The 23955-nt window shown below is 32.4% G+C and carries 21 protein-coding genes and 1 pseudogene; 19 read left to right on the top strand and 3 right to left on the bottom strand.

Annotated elements, in window-relative coordinates; translation table 11 throughout:
• The first annotated feature begins 262 nt into the window (after window positions 1-262).
• The 6 genes from BCR26_RS08610 to BCR26_RS08635 all read left to right on the top strand — a co-directional run bounded on the left by BCR26_RS08610 (window position 263) and on the right by BCR26_RS08635 (window position 6685).
• Window positions 263-1396 (top strand): tyrosine-type recombinase/integrase, encoded by a 1134-nt coding sequence (locus tag BCR26_RS08610; protein ID WP_069698578.1) that lies wholly within the window; start codon window positions 263-265, stop codon window positions 1394-1396.
• A 325-nt stretch (window positions 1397-1721) separates the two neighbouring features.
• Window positions 1722-2441: a winged helix-turn-helix domain-containing protein gene (locus BCR26_RS08615; RefSeq protein ID WP_069698579.1), complete on the top strand. Its 720-nt coding sequence runs from the start codon at window positions 1722-1724 to the stop codon at window positions 2439-2441.
• 55 nt (window positions 2442-2496) lie between these two features.
• Window positions 2497-2757, top strand: a complete 261-nt coding sequence (locus BCR26_RS08620; protein ID WP_069698580.1) for an LPXTG cell wall anchor domain-containing protein — start codon at window positions 2497-2499, stop codon at window positions 2755-2757.
• A 43-nt stretch (window positions 2758-2800) separates the two neighbouring features.
• A complete protein-coding gene (locus BCR26_RS18005) occupies window positions 2801-3502 on the top strand; it encodes a WxL domain-containing protein (protein ID WP_281186473.1) in 702 nt (233 codons plus the stop codon).
• Window positions 3503-3553: 51 nt separating this feature from the next.
• On the top strand, window positions 3554-3754 hold the full coding sequence (locus BCR26_RS08630; RefSeq protein ID WP_069698582.1) for a hypothetical protein: 201 nt from the start codon (window positions 3554-3556) through the stop codon (window positions 3752-3754).
• Window positions 3755-4129: 375 nt separating this feature from the next.
• On the top strand, window positions 4130-6685 hold the full coding sequence (locus BCR26_RS08635; RefSeq protein WP_069698583.1) for a GA module-containing protein: 2556 nt from the start codon (window positions 4130-4132) through the stop codon (window positions 6683-6685).
• Window positions 6686-6910: 225 nt separating this feature from the next.
• Here BCR26_RS08635 and BCR26_RS18010 read toward each other — a convergent pair.
• Window positions 6911-7255, bottom strand: a pseudogene (locus tag BCR26_RS18010) (transposase); the annotation flags it as partial.
• A gap of 370 nt (window positions 7256-7625) precedes the next feature.
• Between BCR26_RS18010 and BCR26_RS08640 the strand changes: the two are divergent.
• The 13 genes from BCR26_RS08640 (at window position 7626) to BCR26_RS08700 (ending at window position 22144) form a co-directional block, all read left to right on the top strand.
• Entirely contained in the window at window positions 7626-10868 is a 3243-nt protein-coding gene (locus BCR26_RS08640) for a hypothetical protein (protein WP_069698584.1), read from the top strand.
• A 15-nt stretch (window positions 10869-10883) separates the two neighbouring features.
• Entirely contained in the window at window positions 10884-11183 is a 300-nt protein-coding gene (locus BCR26_RS08645) for an LPXTG cell wall anchor domain-containing protein (protein WP_069698585.1), read from the top strand.
• Between the two features lie 24 nt (window positions 11184-11207).
• Entirely contained in the window at window positions 11208-12050 is an 843-nt protein-coding gene (locus BCR26_RS08650) for a WxL domain-containing protein (protein WP_069698586.1), read from the top strand.
• Between the two features lie 46 nt (window positions 12051-12096).
• Complete coding sequence (locus BCR26_RS08655) at window positions 12097-12900, top strand: WxL domain-containing protein (RefSeq protein ID WP_069698587.1); 804 nt, start codon at window positions 12097-12099, stop codon at window positions 12898-12900.
• Window positions 12901-12940: 40 nt separating this feature from the next.
• The gene (locus BCR26_RS08660; protein ID WP_069698588.1) at window positions 12941-14074 is read left to right on the top strand and encodes a WxLIP family cell surface protein; all 1134 of its coding nucleotides are present in this window, start codon (window positions 12941-12943) and stop codon (window positions 14072-14074) included.
• A 469-nt stretch (window positions 14075-14543) separates the two neighbouring features.
• Window positions 14544-15173: a recombinase family protein gene (locus tag BCR26_RS08665; RefSeq protein WP_069698589.1), complete on the top strand. Its 630-nt coding sequence runs from the start codon at window positions 14544-14546 to the stop codon at window positions 15171-15173.
• A complete protein-coding gene (locus BCR26_RS08670; RefSeq protein ID WP_245341777.1) occupies window positions 15157-18147 on the top strand; it encodes a Tn3 family transposase in 2991 nt (996 codons plus the stop codon). The genes BCR26_RS08665 and BCR26_RS08670 overlap by 17 nt, the downstream gene beginning before the upstream one ends.
• 345 nt (window positions 18148-18492) lie before the next feature.
• Window positions 18493-18921, top strand: a complete 429-nt coding sequence (locus BCR26_RS08675) for a hypothetical protein (RefSeq protein ID WP_069698590.1) — start codon at window positions 18493-18495, stop codon at window positions 18919-18921.
• A 121-nt stretch (window positions 18922-19042) separates the two neighbouring features.
• Window positions 19043-19498, top strand: coding sequence for a hypothetical protein (locus tag BCR26_RS08680; RefSeq protein ID WP_245676954.1), 456 nt, complete (start codon window positions 19043-19045; stop codon window positions 19496-19498).
• 60 nt (window positions 19499-19558) lie between these two features.
• The gene (locus BCR26_RS08685) at window positions 19559-19945 is read left to right on the top strand and encodes a TIGR04197 family type VII secretion effector (protein ID WP_084387083.1); all 387 of its coding nucleotides are present in this window, start codon (window positions 19559-19561) and stop codon (window positions 19943-19945) included.
• A gap of 2 nt (window positions 19946-19947) precedes the next feature.
• The gene (locus BCR26_RS08690) at window positions 19948-20316 is read left to right on the top strand and encodes a DUF3958 family protein (RefSeq protein ID WP_069698592.1); all 369 of its coding nucleotides are present in this window, start codon (window positions 19948-19950) and stop codon (window positions 20314-20316) included.
• Window positions 20306-21721, top strand: coding sequence for a T7SS effector LXG polymorphic toxin (locus tag BCR26_RS08695; protein ID WP_069698593.1), 1416 nt, complete (start codon window positions 20306-20308; stop codon window positions 21719-21721). Before BCR26_RS08690 ends, BCR26_RS08695 begins: the two co-directional genes overlap by 11 nt.
• Window positions 21722-21739: 18 nt before the next feature.
• Window positions 21740-22144: a hypothetical protein gene (locus BCR26_RS08700; protein ID WP_069698594.1), complete on the top strand. Its 405-nt coding sequence runs from the start codon at window positions 21740-21742 to the stop codon at window positions 22142-22144.
• 202 nt (window positions 22145-22346) lie between these two features.
• On the opposite strand, the gene BCR26_RS08705 is transcribed toward BCR26_RS08700, so the two are convergent.
• Together BCR26_RS08705 and BCR26_RS08710 are read right to left on the bottom strand one after the other, a co-directional pair.
• The gene (locus tag BCR26_RS08705; protein WP_069698595.1) at window positions 22347-23213 is read right to left on the bottom strand and encodes a DUF4393 domain-containing protein; all 867 of its coding nucleotides are present in this window, start codon (window positions 23211-23213) and stop codon (window positions 22347-22349) included.
• Window positions 23214-23292: 79 nt separating this feature from the next.
• Window positions 23293-23853, bottom strand: a complete 561-nt coding sequence (locus BCR26_RS08710; RefSeq protein WP_069698596.1) for a tyrosine-type recombinase/integrase — start codon at window positions 23851-23853, stop codon at window positions 23293-23295.
• Between the last annotated feature and the right edge of the window lie 102 nt (window positions 23854-23955).

Raw genomic sequence — 23955 nt, forward strand, 5'->3', positions numbered from 1 at the left:
TATCTCAGTTTTTACAAAACTGAGATATCCTTCTTATTTTTTTATTTTAAACATATTTTAGACATAAAAAATCAACTTGTATACACATCTTAACCTGAAATATGTTTATCAGTCAAGATATATTTAAAATTTATACTAAATAAAGGGCTTAAATATGTTTTATATACCAAAAAAACATATTATCTTGAAAAAAAGGCTGAAATTACACCTGATTTTACGCCGTCAAGATAGCCGTCATTTTACAGGAAAGGAATAATGCATTATGCCAAAACGTGGGGAAAATATTTACAAAAGAAAAGATGGTCGTTGGGAAGGACGTTACATCAAAAATAGACAAGTAAACGGAGCAATTCAATATGGCTATGTCTATTCTAAGACTTACAAAGAAACGAAAGAAAAATTAAACATATTAAAAGCTAAATTTCAAACCTATCAACAAAAAACGATTACTTATTATGATAACCTTCCGAATTACATGGAATTTTGGTTAAATACTTCGGGCAAATTGTATTTGAAAGAAACGACATATTCCAAATATTATCGTATCATAAGAAATCACATTGCACCTTATTTCTATAATTGTCCACTCTATAAATTATCAGAACGTCACTGTACTGATTTTTTACACTTATTATTAGAAAAAGGGATGAGCGCTGGTAGTATTAGAAATATATTTAACCTACTTCGTAAGGCTCTAAATGCTGCAGTACGTGAAGGATATATTGAAAATAATCCATGCAAAAATATTATCTTACCCAAGTTGTTAAAGAAAGAAGTGCGTGCCTTATCTCGAAAAGAGCATTTAGAAATTGAAACGATTGCCCTATCAGAAAAAGAGTGCTCTCCGATTATTGTTGCCTTATACACTGGGATGAGGATAGGGGAGCTCAGTGGTTTGCGTTGGACAGATATAGATTTTGAAGAAAATACACTATCTGTTCGTCAGACAGTCACCAGAATTAGTGTGAATGACTTGGAAAAGAAGACGAAGATCCTCATAACCAAGCCCAAAACAGCTACTTCTTATCGGAAAATACCTTTAGCTGAAAATTTAAAACAGTACCTAATAGAGAAAAAAAGTAATTCTACAAGTGCTTTTGTTTTTTCATACAAAGGTCAAATAATGGAACCTCGATTAATCAATTATCGTTTTAAAGCGATTCTCAAGAAAGCGTCTTTAGAAGGGATTCACTTCCATATGCTTCGACATTCATTTGCAACAAGAGCGATTGAAACAGGCATAGACATAGTCACTTTAAGTAAAATATTGGGACATAGTTCGACTAAAATGACTTTAGATACATATGCATACTCCATCTATGACAATAGAGTTACTGCAATGGACAAAATTGATCAATTAATGATTTCAATCAAACAAACTGAAGCAACGAAATAGAAGAGAAATGACCTTCACAATGTGAGGGTCATTTTTAATTTAAATTTTATAGCCGTCTAAGGTTAGTCAGCTTGTCTCTGTAAATCTCTATGTAACAACAATAATAAGTTCCTATCTCAGTTTTGTAAAAACTGAGATAGTATACAAAAAAATATATGAATGCTCTATTAACAGTAACAAAGGAAAGCCTAGGTAATTAAAGTAAATACTCACTAGAAGAATCACTATCCTATTATAGTATTAAAAGTCCTAATTGGATACAAAAATGATCTGGTTAAAGAGAATATTTTTTTGAAATTAATCAAATTGAGGGAGTCGAAGAAATATGTATAAAATAGGGCTATTCGATAATTTTTTCAAGGAAGAGGAAGAGAACAGTAGCTTCAATAGTTGTGAATTTATTTTTTTAAAAAAAGAGAAATTCCAAATAGATTTACTTACTTTAGATGGAATTACTTTATATTACGAAAATGAGAATGAAAAAGCAATGACTTATGAACAAATTATAACGATACAAAGTGTATGTCGTTTACCAATATGGGTAGTATCAACAATTATGACGGATGAAGAAAAGTTAGTATTGCTAAAATTGGGAGTATTTGTAGAAAAAACGTTGAGTAAACAAGAACTAAGTTTAAACATAATGAATACATTAAGATTAGTTGGAACAAAAAAAAAGAGTGAAAATCATCCAATAAGTGTTGAATTGAGGTTACCTAATAGTTCAGACATCCAATTAAATTTAAGTAGTCTTAGTATAGTATTTAAGGATTTTCCAGAGATATACTTAACTAAATTAGAGTGCCAGCTATTCAATGTCCTAGTAGAAAGGGAAAATTCAACTGCAACATATGATGAATTGGGAAGGACACTTTGGGAATATGAACAGAAAACTTCTCGAGAGAATAAAGTTACTAATGTTGTATTTCATATTAGACAAAAATTGAGAAAGAACAATGTTAATCCGGATTTTATAAGGACAATAAGATCCGTTGGTTACATGCTAGATACCGAAATTTTAAACAAACAAAGCAGAGCTATTTAATCAAAAGTCAATTACTCAAGCTTAAAAGTAGTAAACAAATAATAGAGAAAGCCATTTGTGCTTCAGAGGGGAAGCAGTTGAGACAACAGGTAAAGTAATATTTTATGATAATGAAACGAAGACAAGTACTTCACAGAGTACAGAGACAAGTACACTTCAGAGTATCAAAAAACCAGAGGGGAAATTAAAAGAGTTACCATCAACAGGTGAAAAGATATCAAGAGGATTTTTCGTGGGTGGAATTGTTCTACTATTTCTAGGTTTATTCATATCTATAGTAAGAAAAGTAGAGATGTTTGAAGGAGATGACAAATGAATTACCATAAAAGAGGCTTTTTTTAAAAATTTATCGTGGTTCTATCAATCGGAATCTTTTTTCCGCAACCTATAGAAGCAAATCAACTAGGTTTGATGTTGAAAAAGATCAAGGACTATATGACCCTGAACATCCTGAAATAAAGATAGATCCAGGTCCTAGTCCAAGTACTACTGGAGATTTACGTATTGATTTTGTTCCAACCTTTGATTTTTGGGTAAATAAAGTCTCCTCTGAAACAGAAATTATTTACGGGAATGCACAATCATTCCATGGCCCCACCCCACCTAGGGGAAACTATATTCAAATAACAGATGAGCGCGATGAAAAGTCAGGTTGGTTGTTACAAATGCGTCAAGAATATCAGTTTCAAAGTGAAGAAGAAAAGGAATTGCGTGGGGCAGCGTTACAACTGGATGATTCTTGGGTAAATTCAACTAAAGATTTAAAATATGGTCCAAAGGTTTCTAAAGATGTGGTTCGTGTACGCAATATTGGGGAGACATATAATTTAGCTGAAGCGAAAAAAGGCACTGGACATGGAACTTGGGAGATTGTCTTTGGTTCATCGGATTCAAACAAGGTGAATGAAAAAAATACATTGGAACCGAGAACGGATCATAATGGAAAAATTATTTTGTCCGATATTTACGATAGAAAACCAATTTATCTTAACAAGGCACTCCAACTGGTTTTACCTGGACTGACTCAAAAAGAAAAAGAAGTACCCTACCAAATCGACTAAATTTATTCAGCTTAGCGTAGTCTATCCAAGGCTCAAAAAATGAGGCTATTCATGGAAAAGTATGGAAAAAAATTGAAATATACAATTGTTTTAGGAGCTGTTTTTATGCTGGGAATGGTCGTTTGTGAAGGCCGACCTGTTCATGCATCAAGTCAAAAGACATCTATTGCAATGGGAAAAAATAGTGGGGAAGACTATTTAAACAACCAAAAAAAATATGCATTGAACAGATTAATTTTTTCAAAGCATTAAGTAATGAAGGGAAACAGCAGTTGGTCAATCAAATAAATAATCAGACTAATCCTTCAGATGCTAAAGCCATTGCTATTGGACAGATTAATACGTATGCCTCTTTAAGTAAAGAAGAAAAATAAGATTTTATACGTCAAGTGAACGAACAAATAGCTGTTAGGAGTGTGTATAGCGTACTAAGCATAGCCTATCAACAAACAATCGAAAATAATAAACACTAAAAATGTATAGGATCATTTAGTTTTATGGAATGAAATTTCCGATTAAATAATACATCGTATATGAGTATGTAGAAATAATTTATTAATAAAGAATCGCCTTGGATAGGCTACCTTAAGCTGATTAAAAAAATAAAAAAGAAAAGAGGCTGTATGTATGAAAAAAAGAAGGAAAAGTAAAGTAACCTCAACTGTCGTGTTAGGAGCAATGGTTGGATTAGGATTAATGGTTTCAGGCTCTACAACGTATGCGTCAGAAACAAAAAATGGACCAACGAGTAGTCAAAAAATTATTGATTCAAAACCAACAAAAAAAGAAGTGAGAGATTATATTAGATCACTAGAACACTTGACTGAAGAAGAAAAACAAGAGTTTTGTAGCCAAGTAGAGAAGCAGACAACTTTGGATGGTATCTTAAAGATACTACGTCTTGCGGATCAATTGAACCAACAGAGAGAAACAGACTTAGAAAAACAAGCAGCAATTGACTATGTAACAGCTTGTATTGTATTTAGTAAAACAGAAAAAAGTGATTTTATTCAAAAAATAAATGAGCAGACCAATACACGTGATGTTGTCCTTCTGTTTGTAAATATAAGAACTGCTTCTGAAGAGGCGAAAAAAACAACACAGGGATTAGTGAATGCAAAAGTAAATTTAAAAAATCAAATCGCCGATTTTAAGTATTTGTCAGTAACAGATAAAGAAACTTTTCAAAAAAACATCGAAGAAAAAACGACATTGGCAGATACAAAATCTATGTTTAAACAAGCTAAAGAGTTAAACGATTTTAAGGGTAAAAAAGTAACGTCAAAAGAAAAAATTGACTCTTTCTCATTGCTGAATGAACAAGAAAAAACTGAATTTAAGAAACAAGTGGATGCACAAACCACAGTTAAGGGTATTGAAGATGTTTTAAAGAAAGCTACGTTAGAAAATAGAATGAGACAAGGAAAAGTAACTGCTAAAAAAGAAATTGATAGTCTACCATTATTAAGCAAAGAAGAAAAGGAAACGTTCAAAAAGCAAGTGGATGAACAAACTACAATTCGTGCTGTTGATACGATCAGAAATAATGCTATTTTAGAAAATAGAATAAGACAAGAAAAAATAGCTGCTCAAAAAGAGATTGATTCCTTACCATTACTAAGTCAAGAAGAAAAAGAAGAATTTAAAAAACAAATAGACGTACAAACAACTATGAATGGTGTTTATAGTATTTTGTCAAAAGCTCAAGCAGAAAGTATAACAAGAGGAGAGCTTCCGCAGTTAAAAATAAAAGAAAAACAAAAAATTGATTTGTTAGAAACATTAACTGATCAAGAAAAGAATGAATTTAAACAACAAATTGATTCACAAAAATCAGTCTTAGGTTTGCAAGAAGTCGTAAAGAAGGCTCAAAAAACAAACGATTTGGGAATGGAAAGAAAATTCTACAAAGGCCAAATAAATGAATTTACAACATTAAGTAATGAGGAAAAAGAAGAATTTATCCGCCAAATTGATGAGCAAGTAAGCTCTGAGGCGATGGGAAATATTTTTCAAAAAGCATATGAGCAATCTATAAAAAATGGAGTAGCTCAAAGTGATGAAAATGAATTAAACGAAGCAAAAACATATGCGAAACAACAAATCAATTTCTTATCTGGACTAAGCGATAAAGAGAAAGAAGAATTTTTGAATCGAATTCAAGAACAAAAATTAGTAAAAGATATTTATACAATCATTGACAAAGCTCGCGCACAAGCTTTAAAAAATGAATCAGTCCAAAGTAATCAAAAAGAATTAACCGAAGCAAAAGAGTTTGCAAAACAACAAATTGGTTTCTTATCTTCATTAAGTAATGAAGAAAAAGCAGATTTTGTGCGTCAAGTTGAAGAACAAATATCGAAAGAGTCTGTTTCTGTCACGTTAGAAATAGCAGTGAAGCAAGATCAAAAAAATAAGGAAGCGCAACAAAGTAATCCTACTGAATTAAACACTGTGAAAAGCGATGCGAAACAACAAATTAATTCTCTATCTGCATTAAGCAGCGGAGAAAAAGCAGATTTTATCCGTCAAATAGAAGTGCAAACGATAGTAGATGAAGTTTACAAAATTTTGGAACAAGCATTTATGCAGGAACAAGAAAATAAAGGTTTTCAGAATACCCAAAAAGAACTAGCATCTAAAAAAGAAAGTGCAAAACAACAAATTAATTCATTTACGTCATTAAGTAATGAAGAAAGAATGAACTTTTTACGTAAAGTAGATGAACAAACAACGGTAAAAGGAATTTATGAAATTGTTGATAAAGCATACGAACAGTTTTCAAAAAATGAAGCTATTCAGAATAATCAAAAAGAATTAATTGTTGCAAAAGAGAGTGCAAAAAAGCAAATCGAATCATTTACTTCATTAAGTGATGAGGAAAAGAAGGGTTTCTTACGTCAAATGGCAGAGCAACAAACGACAGAGGGAATCCAGTTAATTGTAAATAAAGCATTTGATACACATCATGATGCTTTGACAGCTACGAACAATCAAAAACAATTAAGTCAAATGAAAAAATTTATAAAAGAACAAATTAATACTTTTACGTCATTAAGTAACGAAGAAAAACAAAAATTTGCACAGCAAGTGGACGAACAAAAAGACGCAGCTGGTGTAGAGGTAGTAATAAATAAAGCATTGGATCAATCTGAAAAAAACTCTCAATCATTAAATGGTTAAAAATTGAGAGTGGAACAAGTACTGTACTCTGAGAAATACGAAGTGATTTCTGGAAAGTATTCTTCACATTCATATTAAGTGTCGACTTGCTTTCACACCGCTTATACAGGCTCTAAGGGACTTTTATTTAAATGAATTTCAATTTAAATAAGGCTCATTGTCAACTAGTGTTGGTAGAGAAAAGTCAGTAGAATAATGCCACGGAAGAAAAATGAAGTAGAGGAATTATTTCTCTGCTGACTTTTTCTTTTTCATTGGGTGAAATAGGGTGGTTCCTAAAGTTAATAGAATTCTCAGCTTGAAGTTATAGAAGCTTCTAAAGCCATACGCATTTCGTTTCAATACTTTTATGTGGTTGTTCAAACACTCTAAGGAACCGTTAGAATATGGCTGTTCAAGTGCGTTTAAAATACCTTCTTGATACTGTTTAAACGTCTTAATGGTTGTCGCATATTTCTCTGGTAGATGAGAATAGTTTTGTTTTAAAAGCTCTTGAAACCAGTGAGAATCTTTCGTCCGAACCGCTGCTAGAAAATCTTGGTAGACACCATATCCTTGCTTGAGTTCTGGGCTAATGGTACTATTTCAATCGATAATGAAAGTAGACCTAGAGGATATCATATACAGGATAGCGTAAAATATTTTGTGTAAACGAGGTATCACCTTTCGAATTTATGTCTAATGTAGACCCAATATCGGACAAAAATTCATATGTTTATATTGGTATAATAATAACATCGAAGAGATGTAGGGAGGTGAGGTAACATGTTTTAAATAGAAAAATGATTGAATGAGTTACAAAAATCAAAAGTTAGAGGAGGATATATATTCTGAATCCAATGTCAGTAGGATTTATATCTACTGGTAATCTGGGCCGATACTATTTAAATTAAGTTAAACTTATATATTTGGAAATTATCAGGATGTATTATATAAAAATATGATAAAAAAATGGAATGTAAAATTATTTTTCTATCTATTTACTATTTTTTTAATAGGAGGAATATCGGGATGGTTCTATCTTAATCTTAGTGAACCAATTTTGGCAAAACCAGATGACGGTAACCCTCTAATCATTAATAAAGAATCTAAATCAGAATACCCTGTTCCTTATGATGGGAAAAAAATAATCGAACCAACCCTTTCGCCAATATTTTCTAACTATGTCCAAAATATTTCAAAAAAAGGGAATATAGAGAAAAAAAATTTAGAAAGTCTTAGTAGCAATGGAGATTCTCAAACAAAAAAAGCTATTTTAGGATCAGATGGGAATTATCTATCCGTTATTCTTCAGACAAATGGTACAAATGAGTGGGTAACAGGTATAACGACAGACCAAATTTATCTCATTAAGAGTTCCCCAAGTGGAAAAATATTGAAAAGTTATAATGTGGCTAATGGTGGAAATTCAATGTCTGTAACAGAAAATAGTAAAACAGATGGATTGTTCGCACGTAACATGAGTGAAATTTTTCGAGATAGTAAAGGTAAAAAGTTTATTGTCTATGATGGTTTCACACCAGATTCAAAAGAAGTTCAGAAAAGAGTTGTCTATTTCGATGATTTTTTAGAGAATATTTCTTATGGAAAATTTAATTTATTATCAGAATCTGGAATAGAATCAAATCTAGTTACAAACTTGATAAATGACGATAAACTTGTTAAGTTAGGCGTTTATATGATGGATCCTAAAATCGCTGATACAACACCTTTTGATTTCCCTATTAAAAGTATAGATTTTGCAACTAATACGGAAAACCTAATTGTTACGTTCCATTTTCCAATCATGGGCACGATTAATCCAGATGCTAGTAAAGCAATAGAAAGTCTAGCGTGTCTTACACTAACAAATATTATATCTACATCGGATGGTGGTTACTTAGTTAGTGGTTTTACAAGTAACCCAGTTGTAAATTCTCCTGTCAGAAGAATGGAACATCTATTTAAATTTTCTCCAACAGGAGATATTCAGTGGTTTAAGACAACTTTAGGACGCTACAATTTACAATTAGATATCAGTGATAAAAAGATATTGACCGTTTTAGAAACTAAGGATAATCAAACGAGCCAATTAATCAATTTTGACATGGCTAATGGCAAAACATCAATGATAAAAGAATATCCTATAAATACCAAAATAGATATTATTAAAAATAAAAACAACGATTTTGGGACATTTTATGATTTTTACGGTTACGTTGAAGAATTATCTGGTGAATTTAATGGTTTTATTGGTAAACCAGGTTTAGTATTGGGAAGTATGAATGAAGATTTTGCGATTTCTAGTATAAATTCGATACAAGCCGATGCTCGTATAAGCGTAAGTAATTTATTACCCATTAAAGATACGAATAAGTATTTCATTTCAGGTGTGACTACGAGTAAATCATTTGCTAATCCACCTACAACAGGATGGATAAATAAACTACCACATATAGCAGTTCCAAATGATCTGTTTTTTGGAGAAATAGAAAAAAATGAAGACTTTTCACCCGCAATTTCAAAAGTGACTGACATGGAAATTGATATTTCTGATAAGAGTTTAAATGATAGAGTGTCTGTTAATGAAATGGGTTGGAATTGTCTTTCCAATTGGTTAATTACAGGGACAAAAAATGGAAAATTATCTGATGATAATGCACTAAAAGTAACTGATACAATAGACTTAACTAATGAAAGTATTGGGCTAACAAAAGAGGAACGTCAAAATTGGTTAAATAAACGAATTAATCGTAACCCAAATGATCAAAAATTATCTATTGATTGGTTTTCATTGGGATTTGACCAGACCAAACCTGGACCACAATTAGTAACATATTTTGTAACAGATTCTCAAAAACAAGCGAGTGTTACGTCAAGATGGACTAATAAAGTTAATGATACAACTATAAAATCAGATGACTATGCTTTTGACGCACACAATTTCACAATATCATTGAAAGATATCCAAAGTGGGGCATTATCTACTAATCACGATATTAGAAAAATAGGGAAAATATTAGCTTGGAATATGACAAATCACGAAATAGATGAAGATGCTGTGAGTAGTCATTTCAATGACGAAGAGATACTATTCACTAATACTGATCAAGTTACTACTTTAAGAAATGCAACCGAAGCAAAGCCATATCCGATAGATATCACCTATAAAAGTGCCAAAATAAATAAAACACTCTGGGTATTCGTTACAGATGATCAAACTACTGTTGATGATAAGAAAGACAAAGTGATTTATGGGAAGAATTACAATTTGACTGTTCCAAAAGAATCAAAAAATGAAACTGTTGAACTTAGTTATCAACATAGTAACATTGAAGTTTATAGTTTGAGATACGGTAAATTATTAGCAAATAGTTTAAACTCTAAAGGATTAAGTGTTTCAAGTAAAGAGTTATCTGCAATACAAAATGAAAAGAAGTCAAATAATCTTCCACTTACGTTTATTTATAGTGATGATTTCGGATCTGTAGCACATGCAATAGTTGTTGACTTAACAGTTTCAATAGCAGATGTTGTTGTTTCTTTTCAAGATGAAGATGGTGTTGAACAAGCACAAAAAGTTCTTCTCTCAGGAAATATATTTACGAATATAGATTTAACGAAAGAAGAGGAAATCAAAAATACAATTCAAACAGTTTTAGATAAAGGATTTGAGTTAGTACAACGACCAGAACATGAAAGTGAAATATTAATCGAAGAAGATGGGACATCGGTTAAGTATGTGTTTAAAGGTCTAGTTTGGTTAAAAACAGTGACGGATAAAATGGGATTTTCTCAAGGGGAAATTACACCGTTTGATCAAACCTTGAAATATAATGGTACAGAAAACTTCCAATTATCAGTTGTTGATCAAAGAGGACAAAAAAATCAGGGTGAAGGGAAGAAGAGAGGCCAAATTAGTGTTCAAGCAAGTTTAAGTAGAGTTTTCTCAAATAAAAATGAAAAAAAATTGAATGGTTCATTATTGATCTATGAAGATGGGAAAGATTCTCATGAAATCAATGAACTAGGGACAATAATTTATGAAAATAAAAAAAGTAATGAAGCTACAAATTATAATATTCTATTAGACGACAAAAAAACTGGAAATAAAGGGCTAAGATTTTTTGTACCAAAAGGAAGTTTAGTTGAAAAAGGTACCTATACGGCAGAAATAACTTGGGAATTAGCAGAAGGTCCATAGAAGGAGGAGTATCAAATGAAACGAAAACAACTAGCTATCGTTTATTTTCTAATCATTTTTTGTTTCTTCATGGCATGCACACCGAAGTTAGCAAATGCAAAAGATGCAAAAACAGAAGCAACGGTTACTTTTACAACAGGAGAAGAAGAACCACCTGCTCTTTTACCAAATACTAAACCAACTTCGAAACCTCAAAAATTACCTATGACAGGTGAAAATAGGCTGAAATTTGGAATAATCATTGGTACATTAATTGTTGTCATAAGTACTATATGGATTTTAAAAAAACATAGATTAATTTTTAATAAAAAATAGCAGAATGAAAGGGAGAAAATTTAAATGAAAAAATATTTATTAGTGAGTGGATTATGTGGAGTTTTATTATTAAGTATGAGGTTAAGTTCACTTGAAGTTTATGCAACAGAAAGCAATGGACAAACAAAATCAGATGCAGCATTTGAAGCAGGAGACCGTCCATCACCAGGAAAACCAGAAGAAGGTCCTAAAGATCCTAGCACTTTAGATCCAGATGTAGATCCAGAAGATCCAACTAAACCTAAACCATTACCAGAATCAGGAAATGTTTATGTGACTCATTTACCAACAATTTCATTTGGCTCTAATAAAACAAAAGTAGAGACATCTGAGTATGGAGCAGTAATGGAAAAGCGGACAAAAAATGAAGGGAAAATCGGTTTTTATATGCCTCACTCTATTCAAGTAGCAGACTTATCTGGTAAAGGAGATTCAAAATGGTCTGTCAGTGTACAACAAGAGGATGTTTTTAAAACGTCAGATAATAAACTACAGTTAACGGACAGTAGAATTCGTCTTTATGGAAATACGTTAACCAATTCTTCATATAAAACAGAGGATCTATCTGGAAAAATTGATGGAGTAAATATGGAACAAAAAGATAAGTTTGGAACCTATGCACAAATTCCGTTAGCAAGTGATAAAAGTTCATTAACCATATTAAATAGTAAAACAGAAGGTTTTACTTTAAATTCGTATACATCTTCTGTTTTTTCATCAGACTATAAAGAAAGTGATTATGATGAAACTAAAACACCAAAGGAATCTCGTTATGAAGGTGTCCGATTAAATGTTCCGTCAAATGATAAAGTTCAATTAAAAAACTATCAAGCAAATTTAGTATGGACCTTAACAATAGAACCATAAAATATTAGCAGTAGTAATAAAATAAAGAGTTAGGAGTTGCAATAAAATGAAAAGAATGAAAAAATTAGCAATGATTGGAGTATTTAGTTTAGCAATTATTCCAACAGAAATTGTAAAAGCGACAGCTATTACATCAGATGGGGAGGCAACTTTTGTTCCAACACAGGATGTAATTTCGACTATTAAACCAGGAACAGATGATACAATTACTATACAAGGTAGTTCTAATAACACAGTAACAGTAAGTGATGTACATTTATTACATGTTCCAGATTTTAAATTTGGCAAAAATGAAACAAGTGTGATGTCTAAGGACTATAATGTATTGTATGAACAATATAAAAAAATAGGATCGGAAGATATTTATACGATTCCTCAATTTATCCAAGTTGCAGATATGTCAGGTAAACAAGGTACAAAGTGGAAAGTAACAGTTGAACAAGCTGATTTATTCACTGAATCCGGAGGACACAAATTAAAAAATAGTCGAATTAAAATTAATAACCAGACTTTAATAAATAATGTTAACCAAACCAATGTGTCTAATTTGATTTCAGGTATTGCATTGACTGAAACAGATTCGATAACTATCCCTATTAAGGATAAAGACAGTGGTGCACTTTCAGTTATAACATCTAAGGGTGGGGAAACTGATAATACAACAACTAATGGAACAATTAGTAGTGTTGTATTAAAAGATGCTTATAAAGAATCAGATTATGGGAAGGAAAATTCTCCACATTTAATAGATCGTAATGATGATGTTTTTTTATCTGTTCCTAAAAGTGATGGAGTTCAAGCTAAAGTTTACAAAACAACATTAAATTGGGATCTAACAATAGAACCATAAATATTAAAATATTTATCTTTAAGAGAGGAAAGTACGTTAGATGAATCGTAAATTAGAGAAATACAATAAATTACTTTTGACTTTACTTGGAATACTATGTTTTTTTAGTATTCCAAGTAATGCTCAAGCAAAGGAATCTGGAATATCTGTTCAAGCAATGCTACCTGAAAATCAAATTATAAAAGATGCAGGTTATTATGATTTAAAAGTGACTCCTGGTCAAGAACAAACTTTGAATTTTAAAGTCTTTAATCGAAGTAAGCAGGTTGAAACAGTTAATGTTAGTATTAATCCAGCATACACAAGCGAAAATGGCTCATTTCTTTATACTCAGGATGCGAGCCAAAAAGATGAGAGTATGGAATTCTCGTTATCAGATATTGCTCAGACTGATAAAGTTGTCAGTATTCCAGCAGAAAGTGAAGTTATTTTACCAATTAAATTAAGTATTCCTAAGGATCCATTCAAAGGGTTAATATTGGGAGCAATTAGGGTGACTAACGCTGATATTGATACTGAAGAAAAAAAGAACAATCAACAAGAGGGATTCTCTATTAACAATAAATTAGCTTATTCTGTAGCAATTCAATTAAGAGAAGAAGAAAATATGCCAAAATCAAATTTGATTTTAAAAAAAGTTACTGCAAGTCAGATTGCTGGGAAAAATGTAGTTAAAGCACAATTACAAAATCCGACGCCAACGATTATTGATGATGTTTGTTACGAATCTTCTGTTACAAAAAAAAATAATGATGCAGTATTACATAAACAAGAAGTAGAAAACTATCGAGTAGCACCAAATACTTCATACTCATTTCCTATTAGTTGGGATAACCAACCGTTCAAAGCGGGAGAATATTCGTTACATTTGAAAGTGAAATCTATCAAGAATCAAGAAGAATGGGTTTTCGATCAGGATTTCACGATAAGTTCAGAAGAAGCGAAGCAGTTAAATACTAGTGCTGTAGACTTAGAAAAGGATTATTCCATTTATATTATTTATGGTAGTATAGTAATTTGTGTTTTATTGATTATTCTAATATGTTTAATTAAGTATTTTAAGAAAAAGAAACAAACAAAAAAGATGGAGTTTAAGAAAAAAAATCATGAACGAAAGAACGATGTAAAAAGAAATAAAAAAAAATCAAAACCAAAATCAAAACCAAGTTGTTAAATAATGGAGTTGAAGTTTTTTGACAAACAGGACTGATAAGTTAACTTGAAGTAAGGCCAGAACAAAAAGTACCATTTTTGTTCTGGCTTTTTTAATGACTCTGTTAGTTCCCTAAGTAAAGAAATAAAGGCTCTTTGTCAACTAGGACTGATGGGTTAAATTGAAGTAAGTTCAGAACAAGAAGTACTATTTTTTGTTCTGACTTCTTTTGCAATTTTATCTTAATTAGATGATGGATCCTATAATAGGGGTCCACGTATCAGTGGAACGAAATTTTACGGTATAAAGTCGAATGTTTTAGTTTTTCTCTATAATAATGTTTGTTTTTCTAAATTTGGTCTGTCAAAAGGTATACTTTTTGATAAAGTCTTTTTTTATACAAAAGCATGTGTCAAAACCTATGTTTTTCACTTTTGATATGTGTCATAATTATTAATGACATTTTGATATATGAAAGGAGAAAATAAACATGATTTTTGGCTATGCTAGAGTTTCCACTAAAGAACAAAATTTAGATCGACAAATACAGAAGTTCAATGATCTAGGTATTGAATCTCGTTGTATATTTGTTGATAAACAATCAGGTGCTGAGTTTAATCGTCCACAGTATCAATTATTACTTCACATGCTACGTTCAGGTGATTTAATTTATTTGGACTCTTTAGACCGTTTAGGGAGAAATTACTCCGGAGTAATTGAAGAATGGAAGTATATAACAAGAAAGATTAAAGCAGATATTATTGTTCTCGAAAATTCTGAGTTATTTGATAGCAGAAAATTTAAAACTATGGGAGATATCGGGCTTTTGTTGGAAGATCAGTTTCTTAGCATGCTTTCTTATGTAGCTGATCAGGAACGTAAAAAGAATAAACAAAGACAGATTGAAGGAATTGAAGTTGCAAAGACTGCTGGAACAGTTTTTGGCCGACCAAAATTGCCAATAACTGAAGAATTTAGAACAGAATATTTTCGTTGGAAAGAAGGGAAACAAACGGCAACTGAAACAATCAATCATTTAAAATTATCGCCAAGCACATTTTATCGTCGAGTTAAAGAGCTAGAATTAAAGGATGGAAATGCCAATGAAAATAATGAGTAACGAACAAAGACAATTTTTTGGCATATATGCAGGGATTCCTTCTGATGAACAATTAGTCAAATACTTTCATTTAGATGACTATGATAAATCAGTTATTCAATCTTTACGTACTGAGAGCACACGTTTAGGATTCGCAGTCCAGTTAGGTTCTGTAAGGTTTTTAGGAACCTTTTTGTCGGAGTTTACTACAATTCCTGTGGAAGTAATAGATTATATTGCTGACCAGCTGTCTATTGATAGTAGTTACTTTGGTTTGTATACACGAATTCCCACAATTAAGGAACATGCTTTAATGATCCAAAAACTATACTCCTATCGTCAATTTAATGATAAATCGGTTTTAGAGTATCTAGAAAAGTGGGTTTACGAAGGGGCTTGGTACTCTACAGAACAGGAATCATTGCTTACAGATCGATTCTTGAACAAATGTATAAATGAAAAGATTCTACTTCCAGGATTGACTACATTTGAACGGTTCGTATCTCGTATCATAGAGGAAGTTTCAAAAGATATCGAAGAAACACTTATCAATGTTCCTGATGAAAAAGAACTTGAGCGAATCGATCAATTAACTACACTGTTTCTTTCAAGTTCCACTGCTTTCTCTATAAAATTGGATGTTTTGAAAGAACCACTCAAGGATGTATCGTATTTTGAGATTAAACGGGGGTTTGAACGAGTAAAAGAGTTCAACTTGTTTGCAGTTGACTCATGGGATTTATCTTCTGTTCCTAAAGGAAAAGTAAAATTATTTGCCGAGTATACAGCGAAAACGAAAATTCAAAATATTCAACGTATGCCTCAAAACAAGCGTTTAGCGCACCTTATTTCATTTATATCAGAGTACAGAGTCGTAGCAATGGATGAGTTGCTGTTAACATTAGAAAAATATTTTACTGGAATTATTAATTTAGCAAAGAAAAAAGAGCAAAAAGAACGTTTACGCTCATTAAAAGACTTGGATAATGCAGCAACCATGCTTTCTTTTGTTGTTGGAAATCTTATAGATAACCAAATATCTTCTGAAAATCTTGTAACGTATATTCAAACCTTACGTGAAAAACAAGAGGTAGTAGAAGCTGTATCAAAAGTAAATCGTATTGTTCGTAGCGATAAAGACCCCATAGCAATCAAAGAATTATTGAATTCCTATTCAAAATTTAAGCGATTGCTTCCTGATATTCTTACTTATATTCCTTTTTTGGTAAATGCTCCAGAAAGCAAAATAGCTGGAGTATGGAATCTATTAAAGGAAAAAGGATATCAGAAAATTAGTGTAGAAGATTATAAGAGCATACAGAAGTTCCTTCCCCAAAAATGGCAAAATTTTATAGAATTGAATCTTGATCAGACTGATAAAGGCATTGTAATTGCAGCAATAGAATTATTTATTAAAGGGTTAAAAGCGCATGTTGTTTATCTACCCTATAGTCATCGTTACAATGATCCACTACAACATTTGATTCCAAAGAAATTGTGGGAAGAACAAAGAAAATCTTTTGTTAGCCAATTAGGTGTTGCAGAAAAAGGTGCACAAGCAGTAGACGCGTTTAAAACTAGCTTAGCCTTATCTTACGATGAAACAATAAGAAATTGGAAAGATAGTAACATGGCCAGAATAGAAGAAAAAAACGGGTGCTCTGAACTTGTCGTTATTCCAATAAAAAGAAGAGAAATACCCAATAAACTTAGCAGTTTTATCGTAAGTGTTTATAAACAAATGCCCAATATAGATCTTCCAGAAAGTTTGTTAGAAATCAACCAACGTTTAGGCCTCACGGAGTGTTTTTCACATTTAACTGAAAATAAATCCCGAATGGAAGATCTTGATATAAGTATACTAGCAGTCTTGTTAGCAGAAGCTTGTAATATCGGTCTATCTCCTGTTTCAAAATCTAGTATGGAAAGTTTGAAGAATGATCGTCTGTCTTATGTAAGTCAAAATTATATCCGAATAGATACATTAACTGCTGCAAGTAATAAGATAGTGGAAGCATATCAAAAGCTGGCCTTGCCATATGTTTGGGGAAATGGCGAAATAGCTTCAGCTGATGGCATTCGATTTACAACACCAAAAAAATCGATTCATTCCGGTCACAATCCCAAATATTTTGGAAAGGGAAAAGGAATTACGTATTATAATTTTGTTTCAGATTCTTATGTAGGTTTTCATGGTATAGTCATTCCAGGAACTATACGAGACTCTGTGTACTTATTAGAAGGGTTATTAAATCAAACAAGTATATTAACACCTGGACAGATTATGAGTGATACAGCAGGCTACAGTGACCTTGTTTTCGGACTATTTGGAATTTTAGGGTTTCAATTTAGTCCAAGAATAGCAAAATCAAGTGAAACAAAAATTTGGAGAATAGATAAAAATGCAAACTATGGCCTATTAAAAGATCATTCAAAAAATTATGTCAATATAGATCTTATAGAAAGGGAATGGGATGAGATATTACGCGTTGCTGGTTCTTTAAAATCTGGCACAGTACAAGCAAGTCATCTCATAAGAGCGTTACAGAATCAAGGAAATCCTACTTCTTTAGGAAAAGCAATAATCGAAGTTGGAAAGATATTCAAAACTAAACACCAATTGAGATACATGTCTGATGAAGAATATGCAAGAGGTATTCTAGAACAACTAAATAAAGGCGAATCTAAGCATAGCTTATATAGAAAAATATGTTACGGAAAAAACGGGCGAATCTATCAAAGTTATTTTGACGGTATGGAAAACCAACTGAATGCTTTAGGCCTTATAGCAAACATAATTATCTATTGGAACGCATTGTACATTGAACAGGCTGTCGCACAACTCCAAAATTTGGACTCAGGACGAGAAATAACTGAAGACAAATTACGATTATTATCGCCTTTAGTATCAGAACATATTAATTTTATGGGTAAATACTCTTTCAAATACAATGATCAGTTAAAAGACGGAGAACTTCGGCCTTTACGTCAGTAATATAGAAACTACTTTTCTAATATCAGAAGAGTAGTTTTTTCTTAATGTTCGTATTTAGGACTATACCGTAAAATTTCGTACAACTGATCTGGAGATAATCGCTTATTAAATGAGAAGATTATAATAATAAAAATTGAAAACGTTGATTTAACAGAGTTTTCAAAAAAATATAAGAAAATATACCGTAAAATTTCGTTCCACTGATACGTGGACCCCAAAAATTGAAGTAAATTGAGCGAAACTCTTGATTTCTTCCGATTTCGGAAGTATAATAGTGTTATAAGGTTGGGATAAGGAAATAGCACTTCCGCTTAATCTTAAATAAATTAAAAGAGGATGAATGAAATGAAAATGAATAAGATTAACGGACTGGATGTACACGAAATAGCAGGGATTTATTATGTAACTGAAAATGAAAAAGTAGCAGATCAATTAGAGAATTTGCTGAATAAATTCCAAGTAACATGCGAAGAGATGGATGATAGAATTAAATACAGCGACTTAGCAATGACGGTGATTAATGATAATCTTGGTGTAGTTACTCCAGTAGAATTCAACTCTACTGTATCTAAATATCAAATTAAATATGATTATCTAGTTTGTTTTCTGAAAGAAAACATTGTCATTGTTATTGAAGAAGAAGATCCTAAAGAGTACCATTTTTCTGATGTGTCAAAAGAATTGCTAGAAAAAGCTATTGAAAAATGGGAGCAAAATAACACATATGATGAGGTATACGATATTAATAATTTTGATACGTATGTAACTATTTAGAACAAAAAAGGCAAGGAATAGCACTCCTTGCCTTATTCTCTAATTAAAGAGAATGAATAAATTTATTATACATTACTTGAAAATAGAAAGGAAGCAGACAATGAATTTGTTAGATAAATTTTTGAATAAAAGAAATTTAACTAGACAACAGTTATCTAATATTAGTGGCTACTCAACAGGGAGGTTGTTTGACTATAACAATAAAGAGTTAAATAAGTATCCAGTAGCGTTACTGCGAACACTCGCTAAGATCAGCAGTATGAGTTTAACGGACACACTAAAGGAATTAGAGGAAATTGAAGCCAGTTATGATTCTCTTCTAGGCTTCAGGAAGCTGTTAGAACAATACGAATTATCTTTTCCTGACTTGGAATTTGAGTTGTATTGCACTATCAAAGATCTGGAAAGTTTAAAAGTAAAAGTAGAGCCTTTTACTTTTAATAGATTTGAAGAAGAGGGTCATAATAATATTGCTTCTGATTGCAGAAAAGCAATGGAAAATGCGATTAGTATGTTGTCAGAAGCTCTGGAGAATGTCCGTAAAGGAAAAGCTCCTTTTGAAGATGAAGAAATTTAATTATTAAAAGTGGTTCAATAAAAAGAGGTGAGTTTTCCCCTCTTTTTTTGTAAAAATATTGTGTTTCAGTTCAAACTTCGTTACTCTAATTATAAGGAAAATAGTTTTGTTCCTATAATTTATGAGGAGTTGATTGTTGTGGGGAAGATAGTCAGTAATTCTAGTGTGGCTAGTCAAGTTTCTGCTTCAATGAGTCAAGCAGCAAATACGTTGGCCGCAATCAATACACAACCAAGCGAAGCAGGGGGAACGACCGTTAATGGGAATACAAATGCCAAAAACTCTATTCAAAAAGCGAACCAGTCTGTGAAACGATTGGTTGCAGCGTTTAACAAAGATATTGATAATGTACATACAGTAGCAAAAGAATTTGAACGTGTCGATCAAGTGATTCAACAAAAAGTGGCCGCTTTAGATCCTTTCTCTGGTCTGAAGGGACGTGGATAGTAGTGGAAGAACAACTAATCAGAAGAAAACTTTGGGACAACGCTGAAGCACAAGACGAAAATAGCTATAACATTCGCCTTCAGGAAGAAAATATTACTCAATTGGAATCGATCTACACGCAACAAAACCAATTTTTCAATGAATTACAAGGCAAATGGCAGGAGCATGAACTAGGCAGTTACCTTGCTGAAGCCAGGGATGAATTAATTTACTGTCAACAAAAGAGTTTAGCTTTGGTAACAGACGAAATGGACGAATTAGTGAGCCAGAAAAGGCAGTTAATGGATCAGGAAGAGCAGTTTTCTAATGAGCTACACACTTTTTTAGCAACTCCTTCAGATAAAAAGGAGGAGTCAAATCATGTCGATTAATATGTTTTTAGGGGAAGTGAGATCTCAATCTAATAGTGCTACACAGATGGCCAATGCCTACTCTGATGGAATGATTCATATAAGAAGCAGCATTGATCAATTTTTGAACGCCCCCTTGTCAGGAAAGACCTATGATTCAGCAAAACGCTACTTCTCCACTGTTTACCCACCTTTAGCAAATGCAGTAACAATGCTTTGTGAGTCATTAACTGAAGCTCACAGAAAGTTTCCGGAAGAGTTTGAAGCGCAAGTGGCCAGCTGCGATGTTCAAGAAGATGAATTGATTGAGGATATCCAACGAGCAAGAAACATTATTATCCAACAAAGCAATGTGTTAGATCGATTGAAAGAGCCAAATCAATTTCTTGAACAAAGTATTATGAGAATGCAGGATGTTGTACAGAAATTACAACAGAAGCTAGACAAACTAAGAGCTTTTAACGCCCAATCTTCCAGTATATTTTCAGAAGTAGAAGCAGCACAACAATTAGTAGACCAGGCACTAGCAGAAATAGAAGGTGGGTCTTCTTGGAATGCAAGTACAGGAACGTTTGATTTAAACAAGATGAATTTAAAATGGATTACGCCTATTGCAGCTGCATGGGAAACAAGATCCAAAAAGATTAAAGCTAAAGTTGAAGCTTATAATTTAGCCAATCAAGAAGTGACCTACACATTTGATGATTATGGAAATGTGACAGGGGTTTATGTGGATGGTATATTTAATAGAGAAGCGACTGATATCGTTCAGGAAGCCGTTCGGACTAGAAATGTTGACCTAATCAAAGGATTTGGTGCAGGGTTTCTTGACCAGCTGTCAAAAAATAATGGCCAAGCGTTGTTAGATCAGTTATTTGGTGAACGGTTTGTTGATCCTAGTTTATTGGGAACAAAGGGATATGAGAATGGACGTTTTGTTGGGAATCTCTTCGGTTTAGTCCAAAGTGGTGCAGAGTTTTTAGGCGGTGGACTTTGGTTTCTTGCGAATGGTTTTGCAGGAACAGCAACGGCACCAGAAACTGGAGGAGTCAGCTTAACCCTTGTTCCAAGTGCAGCAGCTCAAACAGGTTTAATATGGGGACATGCTGGATCGATTGCTGTTAGTGCTTGGGGAGATTTGACAGGTGGCGGCTCTTATAGAAATCAAGATGGAGAATGGGGTTCAGGCTCTTTTGATTCACCAGAAGATTCTTTAGAGGTTCACTTCAAGAAGCATGGGAAAGAAGTTGGCGCTGAAAATATTGAACAATATCAAAGAAAAGCGCAAGAATTTGCAAGAACAGTAAAAAAAGGTGTTAAAGGTACGGATGTTCCAGGTAGTACACCAGGTGTAAAAAGATTTCGAAAGAATGGTAAATATATTGATTTAGCGCCAGATGGCTCAATAATTTCATTTGGAAAATAGACAGAAAGGAGAAAATTCATGCCTAAACATGACTTTACGATAGTTCCACATTCAGAAAAATTAACTTATAAAGATGTGGAGTTGAAAGATGCAGTTTCAGTGGACGATGCTCTGATTCTATATTTACTAGATTCTTTACAATGGGTAGAATCTAGCTGGAATGATATTTTCAAAAAAAATATAGGTATTAATTATTATGGGGTTACTTTTTTTGTTGGAGAAGAAATAACACATTTAAAATCGATATTGGAGAGTTGGGTATCCCTTTTCAAAAATGCGCCGAATGAATTTACAATGCAAAAAGCAATTTATCCAGAAGAACCTTTTTTCAAAGAAAATATATTGAAAGAATTGCTAAGTGTAATCAAATTATGTGACACGGCTCTGTTGGAAAATAATGTACTCGTTCACTACGGTATTTAAAATTTGAAAAAACAATAATTAAAAAGGATTGTTTCTGATTTTAAGATTAGAAGCAGTCTTTTTCGCTATCAATACTTATAAGAAACGATACGTTGAATCAATACATTAAAACTAGCTTTCATATACTATCATTTATTACTATCAAAAGAAAAAAGCACCTATTTTTGAATAAACAAGTGCTAGAATTTGAAATATACCCATGTTAGTTTGATAAGCAAACTTTACTAAAAGCTTCTCCGAAAGGTTTTAGACTTGCAATGCCTTTTTGAAGAGAGACTCTTCTGTTTAATAATGTTTTAATCATATCTTGTTGTTCTGTACTTGATGTAGAATCCATAAGCCCCTCATAGCGGGAGTTTTCTTCATTAATCTTATTAACGATTTCCTTAAATATACCCATGTTCTCGAAAATAGAATAATCAGAAGATTTTCTAAACCTTGTATATGATAAATCAACTAATCCTAATCTTTCCAAATTATTTAATGATGTTGCGATAGTGGCAATCTTATACTCTGGATTTTTAGATAAGTACAAATTAGTAAATTCTACATTGTACCCTTCGTCAGTTCTTATACTTCTAATTTCTGCTATAGGTATACCACCATTATCTTCGAACAATTCTTTTAGTATTGCAGCGTCAATAGGAGACATATTTTTTACTATCTCAACGAATGATTGTTGAGCAATTTCATTTTTCGTTTTATCCATAGAACTTGCAATCAATTTAGCAAACATTTCCCGAGTATGCTTTTCACCACTATAGTCATTTAAGGCAGACATAGAAGGCCCAGCAATGTTTTCTCGGGGATGCTGTATATTTTCAGGTGATATTTTAAGACACTCTTTGCTTACTGACTTTAAAGACTTTTGCATATCTTCTTCAAATTTTTTTAAATACGCATTATCTTCTATACGAGCCTTTTCAGCGGCTAAAGAAAATTTTCTTCCTATACGGACATAGAACATATCGTTAAGTGCGTGGATTGGTGTATAGTCGCCTTTAGTGGAAAGTGCGACCCCTAAAGATCCGAAAGATGTTATTATTGACAGAATATTTAAATCATCCATTTAAAAACCTCCCCTAAATATATTTTTTATCTTAATGTAAAGTATAAGGAGAAATGTCTAACTAGTAAAGAATAAATAGCTAACCTATTTTGAAATTTTTGAACGTCTCACTGATCTCTTCCTCACGAATACCAATATAGCGCTTTGTGATTTGTTGTGACGTGTGATTAAAGATTTCCATGAGTGTCGCAATGTCTTTCGTGTTACGATAGTAATGATAGCCAAACGTCTTGCGGACGGTGTGCGTACCAATGTCTTTACGATTTAAATTGTTGGCCACTTTTTGATATAACTGATAAACCGTATTCACTTTAATCGGTTCATGATTGCCTTGACGACTTGGAAATAACCAGTCGTCAAGGTTTTTATTTTCGGTGTATTCCTGAATTTCTTCCTGAAGGTTTTGCAAAAATAGAACCCTGGTCTTTCCAGTTTTCTTTTCCTTAATTTTTGGATTAACGGAAGCAGCAACGTCCGAAACTTTCAAACTCACGAGATCAGACATTCGCAAACCTGTATTGATCCCAAGCTTAAATAAAAAAACGTCTCGATCAGAATTTTTAGATCGACGCAACCAAAAGAGGAAATCTTGAATCTCGGTTTCAGTTCGTAGCGGCTCCACATTCTCTTTTTTTCTCATAGTAAAAGCTCCAGTCTTTTATGTTTTTCAGTACATTATTTTATTTCTATTTTAACATAACTATGTACTCGTGACGAGTTGGAAAATAAACCCTTTATTTCA

This window comes from Enterococcus rivorum, assembly GCF_001742285.1.
GTDB lineage: Bacteria > Bacillota > Bacilli > Lactobacillales > Enterococcaceae > Enterococcus_L > Enterococcus_L rivorum.

Bases quoted from the DNA above. Each gene is read 5' to 3' on its own strand.
- BCR26_RS08705 (WP_069698595.1), bottom strand. From the start codon at position 23,213: ATGGATGATTTAAATATTCTGTCAATAATAACATCTTTCGGATCTTTA.
- BCR26_RS08610 (WP_069698578.1), top strand. From the start codon at position 263: ATGCCAAAACGTGGGGAAAATATTTACAAAAGAAAAGATGGTCGTTGG.
- BCR26_RS08635 (WP_069698583.1), top strand. From the start codon at position 4,130: ATGAAAAAAAGAAGGAAAAGTAAAGTAACCTCAACTGTCGTGTTAGGA.
- BCR26_RS08675 (WP_069698590.1), top strand. From the start codon at position 18,493: ATGAAAATGAATAAGATTAACGGACTGGATGTACACGAAATAGCAGGG.
- BCR26_RS08630 (WP_069698582.1), top strand. From the start codon at position 3,554: ATGGAAAAGTATGGAAAAAAATTGAAATATACAATTGTTTTAGGAGCT.
- BCR26_RS08700 (WP_069698594.1), top strand. From the start codon at position 21,740: ATGCCTAAACATGACTTTACGATAGTTCCACATTCAGAAAAATTAACT.
- BCR26_RS08695 (WP_069698593.1), top strand. From the start codon at position 20,306: ATGTCGATTAATATGTTTTTAGGGGAAGTGAGATCTCAATCTAATAGT.
- BCR26_RS08640 (WP_069698584.1), top strand. From the start codon at position 7,626: ATGATAAAAAAATGGAATGTAAAATTATTTTTCTATCTATTTACTATT.
- BCR26_RS08670 (WP_245341777.1), top strand. From the start codon at position 15,157: ATGAAAATAATGAGTAACGAACAAAGACAATTTTTTGGCATATATGCA.
- BCR26_RS08665 (WP_069698589.1), top strand. From the start codon at position 14,544: ATGATTTTTGGCTATGCTAGAGTTTCCACTAAAGAACAAAATTTAGAT.
- BCR26_RS08650 (WP_069698586.1), top strand. From the start codon at position 11,208: ATGAAAAAATATTTATTAGTGAGTGGATTATGTGGAGTTTTATTATTA.
- BCR26_RS08710 (WP_069698596.1), bottom strand. From the start codon at position 23,853: ATGAGAAAAAAAGAGAATGTGGAGCCGCTACGAACTGAAACCGAGATT.
- BCR26_RS08660 (WP_069698588.1), top strand. From the start codon at position 12,941: ATGAATCGTAAATTAGAGAAATACAATAAATTACTTTTGACTTTACTT.
- BCR26_RS08645 (WP_069698585.1), top strand. From the start codon at position 10,884: ATGAAACGAAAACAACTAGCTATCGTTTATTTTCTAATCATTTTTTGT.
- BCR26_RS08615 (WP_069698579.1), top strand. From the start codon at position 1,722: ATGTATAAAATAGGGCTATTCGATAATTTTTTCAAGGAAGAGGAAGAG.
- BCR26_RS08655 (WP_069698587.1), top strand. From the start codon at position 12,097: ATGAAAAGAATGAAAAAATTAGCAATGATTGGAGTATTTAGTTTAGCA.